Source organism: Limnospira sp. PMC 289.06, assembly GCF_032350395.1.
In the GTDB taxonomy this organism is placed as follows: domain Bacteria; phylum Cyanobacteriota; class Cyanobacteriia; order Cyanobacteriales; family Microcoleaceae; genus Limnospira; species Limnospira platensis.
The window spans coordinates 22,300-28,391 of sequence record NZ_JARPLC010000063.1 but is presented as its reverse complement, the minus strand read 5'-3'; the positions used below and the strand labels follow the sequence as shown (position 1 = coordinate 28,391).

General features: G+C 45.5%; 6 protein-coding genes and 1 pseudogene. 6 read left to right on the top strand and 1 reads right to left on the bottom strand.

What is annotated here, in order from left to right; translation table 11 throughout:
- Positions 1–145: 145 nt before the first annotated feature.
- The 5 genes and pseudogenes from P5674_RS14140 to P5674_RS14120 form a co-directional block, all read left to right on the top strand.
- A pseudogene (locus P5674_RS14140) lies at positions 146–418 on the top strand (chromosome segregation protein SMC); the annotation flags it as partial.
- A gap of 51 nt (positions 419–469) precedes the next feature.
- Positions 470–1,462, top strand: coding sequence for a PRC-barrel domain-containing protein (locus P5674_RS14135; RefSeq protein ID WP_006620137.1), 993 nt, complete (start codon positions 470–472; stop codon positions 1,460–1,462).
- 215 nt (positions 1,463–1,677) lie between these two features.
- Positions 1,678–2,013 carry a photosystem II reaction center protein Psb28 gene (gene psb28, locus P5674_RS14130; RefSeq protein WP_006620138.1) on the top strand — a complete coding sequence of 112 codons (336 nt, stop codon included), beginning with the start codon at positions 1,678–1,680 and terminating at the stop codon, positions 2,011–2,013.
- A 190-nt stretch (positions 2,014–2,203) separates the two neighbouring features.
- A complete protein-coding gene (trpC, locus tag P5674_RS14125; protein WP_006620139.1) occupies positions 2,204–3,094 on the top strand; it encodes an indole-3-glycerol phosphate synthase TrpC in 891 nt (296 codons plus the stop codon).
- A gap of 57 nt (positions 3,095–3,151) precedes the next feature.
- Positions 3,152–4,258 (top strand): pyridoxal-phosphate-dependent aminotransferase family protein, encoded by a 1,107-nt coding sequence (locus P5674_RS14120; RefSeq protein ID WP_006620140.1) that lies wholly within the window; start codon positions 3,152–3,154, stop codon positions 4,256–4,258.
- Positions 4,259–4,344: 86 nt separating this feature from the next.
- Here P5674_RS14120 and P5674_RS14115 read toward each other — a convergent pair whose 3' ends face one another.
- Positions 4,345–4,563: a DUF2949 domain-containing protein gene (locus P5674_RS14115; protein WP_006620141.1), complete on the bottom strand. Its 219-nt coding sequence runs from the start codon at positions 4,561–4,563 to the stop codon at positions 4,345–4,347.
- A gap of 689 nt (positions 4,564–5,252) precedes the next feature.
- Between P5674_RS14115 and rsmA the strand changes: the two genes are divergently transcribed.
- Complete coding sequence (gene rsmA, locus P5674_RS14110) at positions 5,253–6,083, top strand: 16S rRNA (adenine(1518)-N(6)/adenine(1519)-N(6))-dimethyltransferase RsmA (RefSeq protein WP_006620142.1); 831 nt, start codon at positions 5,253–5,255, stop codon at positions 6,081–6,083.
- Positions 6,084–6,092 lie beyond the last annotated feature (9 nt).

The window sequence follows — 6,092 nt, the reverse complement described above, 5'->3', positions numbered from 1 at the left end:
CCAACGCCACCATCTCTCAGTTATGTTGGGTTTCACCCAACCTACCCAGCCTATTTAGTAGGTTGGGTGGAGGTACGGAACCCAACAACAACATCTCTCAGTTATGTTGGGTTTCACGGAGTTTCACCCAACCTACATGGCTTATATGTCGGGAGGGGAGAAGTCCCTAACGGCCCTCAGTTTTATTTTTGCCCTCCAGCGTTACCGACCCTCCCCGTTTTATGCTTTTGATGAGGTTGATATGTTCTTGGATGGGGCAAATGTCGAACGATTAGCTAAAATGATTAAACAACAAGCACAACAAGCCCAGTTTATTGTGGTTAGTCTGCGTCGCCCAATGATGGAAGCCTCCCAGCAGACCATTGGGGTCACACAAGCTAGGGGGGCTTATACTCAGGTTCTGGGTATCAAATTGTAGTAAGTTGACCCTGTAACATATATTTACGTTTGGAATTAAATTTAGCCAAGTATGACATCTGAACATATCCGCCAACGTTCCGATCTTCTCGGCACTCAAGTGATTACCCGCGATCGCGGCAAGCGACTAGGAGTCGTTAGTCAGTTGTGGGTTGATGTGGACCGACGGGAAATCGTGGCCCTGGGGTTGCGAGACAATTTTCTAGCTGTGGCTGGACTGCCTAAATATATCTATCTCAATAGAGTCTGTGAGATCGGCGACGTGATCTTGGTGGATAACGACCAGGTTCTTGAGGATGATGTTGATATAGAAGGTTACAGCGATTTGATCAACAGTGAGGTAATTACTGAAACAGGAGAACCCCTCGGACGAGTGCGGGGCTTCCGCTTCGATACCCGTGATGGTAAGCTCGAATCAATTATTATCGCCTCTCTGGGTTTCCCACAAATTCCAGATCAGGTCATTAGTACCTATGAACTTTCTATAGATGCGATCGTTAGTAGTGGCCCGAACCGCTTAATTGTCTTTGAAGGCTCAGAAGATCAACTTCAACAGTTGACGGTCGGTGTCCTTGAACGTCTCGGACTCGGTGAAGCACCCTGGAACCGGGAAGAAGAAGGAATGTATTATCCTCCCACGGTTAAACCTGCTAACCAATTGGGTACTGGTGTTCCTCAAGCACCACCACAACAACAATATCGCACCCCCGCCCCGGTTGAGGAAGCCTGGGAAGAAGAAGAAACCTGGCAAGAACCCATCGCCCCTCCCCCGGTTAGACAGCCTGAACCAATTTATGATGATTATGAAGATGATAATTGGGGGGATTCTGAACGGGATGATTATGATGATGCGGAATATGTGCCGATAGAACCTCCCCGCCAAGAACGTCTCTATGCTCGTGAATACCCGCCAGAATATGAGGATGATGTGGAGTCTGATGCTTGGGCTGATGATGAAACCCCTAAACCTTATAAAGCGCCTCGTGTCAATATTCCTGACAAAAAGAAAATGCCGGAATATGAGGAAGAACCCGGCGGCTACTAACTAACCTACCCCCACGCCAAATATTCCGGTGATGGCGTGGGCTTCAAGGTTTAAATATTTGGGGGTTGACAAATTTATAAAAATGTGGTAATAATCGCGCGACTTTATCAAAATGTGGTGATTTTGCAGCCTCAGAGTCCGATTTTTTAGGGAGACAGGGGCGATCGAAAAATGTTAAGCTGACAAATGTTTAGTATTTGACTGCATAGTTATTTATGGCTTCAATTCAATTTTCACGGGGAGTTGACGAAGAAGTAATCCCAGATGTGCGCCTGACTCGTTCCCGAGATGGTGGCCAAGGAACAGCTACATTTCGTTTTCAAAATCCCAAGGCTTTAGCTGATGATGCGACTGAGGAAATTACCGGGATGTATTTAATTGACGAGGAAGGGGAAATCACCACTCGTGAAGTTAAGGGAAAATTCATTAATGGTAAAGCTACTGATATTGAGGCGACTTACTTAATGAGAAGCCCTGAAGAGTGGGATAGGTTTATGCGATTTATGAGTCGCTATGCTGAAGAAAACGGTTTAGAATTCAATAAGTCCTAACATATCCGGTAGTTATGGAAACTCCCACCGTCATGACTACAGCTTGGCGGCGGGGTGTTCCGAGCCATCAAAAAAACTGTGAAGTGTCAAAACTAATTAGAGTATATCCTAAGCAGACCTCTACATATAAAGCCTGTTTATGTTGCATAATTCTTAGGTAGCTGATTATTAACGTAATTTTCCCGAAACTATGATCGAAATTCGCCGCCATTCTCCTAACCCTTCTGTTGATGTCCTTAACCTCAGTTACCAAATAGTGACACCAGAAGCTAAACCACGGCATATATTAGAAGAGATAGTCTGGCAAAAAGAAAAGGAAGTTAGCCAAAAACGCGATCGCCTATCATTACTAGAATTAAGAAAACAGGTCATGGACTTACCCCCCTGTCGAGATTTTCTGGGGGCGCTCAAAACAGCCACGACCCGTCCCGCAGTCATCGCCGAAGTGAAAAAAGCCTCCCCTAGTAAAGGCATAATTAGAGAAGATTTTGACTGTGTGGCGATCGCCAAAAGTTACTCACTGGGCGGCGCAACCTGTATCTCGGTTTTAACCGACGAAAAATTCTTTCAGGGTAGCTTTGAAAACCTGGCGAAAGTCCGCGCTGCCGTAGATATGCCCCTACTTTGCAAGGATTTCATGATCTACCCCTATCAATTCTATCTAGCGCGACTACATGGGGCTGATGCAGTTTTGCTAATTGCAGCAATTTTGTCTGACCAGGATCTGCAATATTTTACTAAAATTGCTAAGATGCTCACCATGACTGCCCTGGTAGAAGTTCATACCCTCGAGGAACTCGATCGCGTTTTGGCAATTGATGGAGTTAACCTGATTGGCATCAATAACCGCAACCTCTCCGATTTTACGGTAGACCTCAATACCACAACTACCCTATTAGAAAAACGGCGATCGCAAATCAAATCCAGTAATATCCTGGTTGTCAGTGAGTCCGGTTTGCATCAAAGCACCGACCTAGATATTGTAGTCCAAGCTGGCGCGGAAGCCGTCTTAATCGGCGAGTCCCTGGTTAAACAACCAGATCCTCAAATCGCCCTGCAACAAATGTTAGCTAGAGCTTAAAAGCGAGTAGAATAATTAGTTCCCCATAACCTAGTACAAATACGGATAGATACCGCAATGGATGATAAGTTAATGTTGATGATTCCGGGACCTACCCCAGTACCCGAAAAAGCATTACTCGCCTTGGCTAAACACCCCATAGGACACCGCAGCGGTGATTTTAGTCAAATTATGGCCGAGGTACAAGAAAACCTCAAATGGCTACACCAAACCCAAAATGATGTCTTAATCCTCACCGCCAGCGGGACTGGCGCAATGGAAGCCGGAATTATTAATTTCCTCAAACGTGGCGATCGCGTTTTATGTGGTTGTAATGGTAAATTTGGCGATCGCTGGGCGGAAGTCGCTACAGCATACGGATTAAATGTAGAAATCATTTCCGCCGAATGGGGACAACCCCTAGACCCGGAAAAATTCCGCGAAGTCCTCGAAGCCGACACTGAAAAGCAAATTAAAGCAGTCATCCTCACCCACAGCGAAACCTCAACCGGGGTTCTCAATGACCTGGAAACCATCAACCGCCACGTCAAAAACCACGGGGAAGCCTTAATTATTGTTGATGCAGTCACCAGTTTAGGCGCTGTTAATCTTCCTATTGATGAATGGGGATTAGATGTGGTAGGTTCGGGTTCCCAAAAAGGTTATATGATTCCCCCAGGACTAGCTTTTGTCTCTGTCAGTCCCAAAGCATGGGAAGCCTACAAAACCGCCGACCTACCCCGCTATTACTTCGACCTAGGACCCTACCGGAAAACTGCCGCTAAAAATACTAACCCCTTTACCCCCCCGGTTAATCTGTTTTATGCTCTCCAGGTGAGTTTGCAAATGATGAAAGCCGAGGGGTTAGATAATATTTTTGGCCGTCATCATCGCTTAATGACCATGACACGGGATGCCATCAAAGGCCTAAATTTGCCCCTATTTGCCCCCGATCATGCTGCTAGTCCCGCTATAACTGCCGTTTGCCCTCCTGAGTCTATAGACGCGGAAAAGGTGCGCTCTATCATGCGAAAACAGTTTGATATCGTTTTGGCTGGAGGACAAGACCACCTCAAAGGTAAAATCTTCCGTATTGGGCATTTGGGTTTTGTTTGCGATCGCGATATTCTCTGTGCGATCGCCGCCTTAGAAACTACCCTCCAACAGTTGACAGTTAACAGTTAAAGCACCTTCCCAGCCGGAAACTGGGTTTCTAGGGCCATCTTGGTTAGACCATCAAAAACCTAGAAACCCCGTTTCTGCTTTGATCATCAATAAGCTGTTGCCAGCCAATCAAAGATTTTCTCAAGTTGTTCAAGGGTCACAAGTCCATATTGCCAAAGTGTCATCGATAGGGGACTTGGATCTGGATACTTATGTTTCTCTTCTGACTTCTTATGTACCCTCTGCGCCGCCTCAATAGAAGCCTGGGAAATTGATAATTCTTCTGTTAAAAAATCCAGAAATTGTGCATATTTTTTAGCTGTCAATTTTAGTTTCACCTCCTAGATAGTAGACACCACCCGATCTGTCTGTTGACTTCCCAAAGAAATCCAAATCTATGGCTGTTCTATAATGTTTATTAAGCAAGTAGCGCCAAACATACCCACCCCTTAGCACCAGGGGTAAAAGCCCACCAGTACCCTCAGCCTCACTGCTACGAACCTACATCGGTCTCTAATTAAATTCCGCAAGATTTGAAAATCACGGCGGACTTTTATTGGTGAACTAGCAGGATCTTGATATCTTCCGCTCCACAAACTAACCGAATTAAGCGGTTGATTCTGCTACGGGTTCCGTTGATTGATTCAGTCGGATATTTAAACCATATCCCTAACAGAAGTTAGACCCTATCAATCAATAGAATCATTCACCAATAAGCGTGCATATAATGAGTTGACCATCCTTAATTTGTGGATTGAAGCGCAACTCGAGCAGACCTCTGGTGACAACAGCTTATTGCTGCTACTTGAGGACAGCCAGGACTTCCGCTCGCTTCTCACACCTAACGTAGATCTGAACTATTGACGGAAAAGCCAACAAAACAATCTACTAGGAACGGTATCATATCACATAAATCTGAATTTGGGTAAAAATTTTATCTCCGCTTCCAGATTTCTGTAAAATTTGATGCAATTGAGCCAAATTATCAGTTCTATACTCTGGACCTACCTTAACTATGCCCTCTCCCCAACCTCGGAAACGATTTGCTCAACATTGGCTACGCAGTCCTGCGACCCTTAACCATATCCTAGAAGCGGCTGATCTATCTCTGGCCGATCGCATCTTGGAAATTGGACCAGGAACAGGTATATTAACAGAACGCTTACTTCCCAAAGCCAGCTCAGTAGTAGCCATCGAAATTGACCGCGATCTTTGTGTTCAACTAGCCAAAAAATTTGGCAAAATCGATAACTTCCTATTGCTACAAGGAGATATCCTCAGCTTCGACCTAAATGCACACCTGAGCGCATTTCCCCAATTCCAACACCCCAATAAGGTAGTCGCCAATATTCCCTATAATATTACCGGACCAATCATCGAAGGCTTACTGGGAACTATTGCTAAACCCGCCCTTAAACCCTTTGATGCGATCGTGCTACTGGTACAGAAAGAAGTAGGCGATCGCCTTTGTGCTAAACCCAGCTCCAAAGCCTTTGGAGCCCTATCAGTCAGAGTCCAATATTTAGCCGAATGTGACTGGATCTGTCATGTCCCCGCCAAAGCCTTTTATCCGCCCCCTAAAGTCGATTCAGCCGTAGTCCGCCTGCGTCCTCGTCCCATAGCATCCCCCGCCCAAAACCCCCAACTTCTTGAGACCCTAGTTAAATTAGGATTTTCTACCCGTCGGAAAATGTTACGCAATAACCTCAAAAGCCAGGTAGAACCCCAAATATTAAACCAACTCCTCGAAACATTAGACATCAACCCCCAAGTCCGCGCAGAAGACCTCAGCCTACAACAATGGGTTCAACTCAGTAATTTGCTATTAGCCCCCAATAATCAATGATAAACTTGC

Excerpts from the sequence above, each read along its gene's own strand:
- P5674_RS14135 (WP_006620137.1), top strand. The coding sequence starts at position 470 with ATGACATCTGAACATATCCGCCAACGTTCCGATCTTCTCGGCACTCAA.
- psb28 (WP_006620138.1), top strand. The coding sequence starts at position 1,678 with ATGGCTTCAATTCAATTTTCACGGGGAGTTGACGAAGAAGTAATCCCA.
- trpC (WP_006620139.1), top strand. The coding sequence starts at position 2,204 with ATGATCGAAATTCGCCGCCATTCTCCTAACCCTTCTGTTGATGTCCTT.
- P5674_RS14120 (WP_006620140.1), top strand. The coding sequence starts at position 3,152 with ATGGATGATAAGTTAATGTTGATGATTCCGGGACCTACCCCAGTACCC.
- rsmA (WP_006620142.1), top strand. The coding sequence starts at position 5,253 with ATGCCCTCTCCCCAACCTCGGAAACGATTTGCTCAACATTGGCTACGC.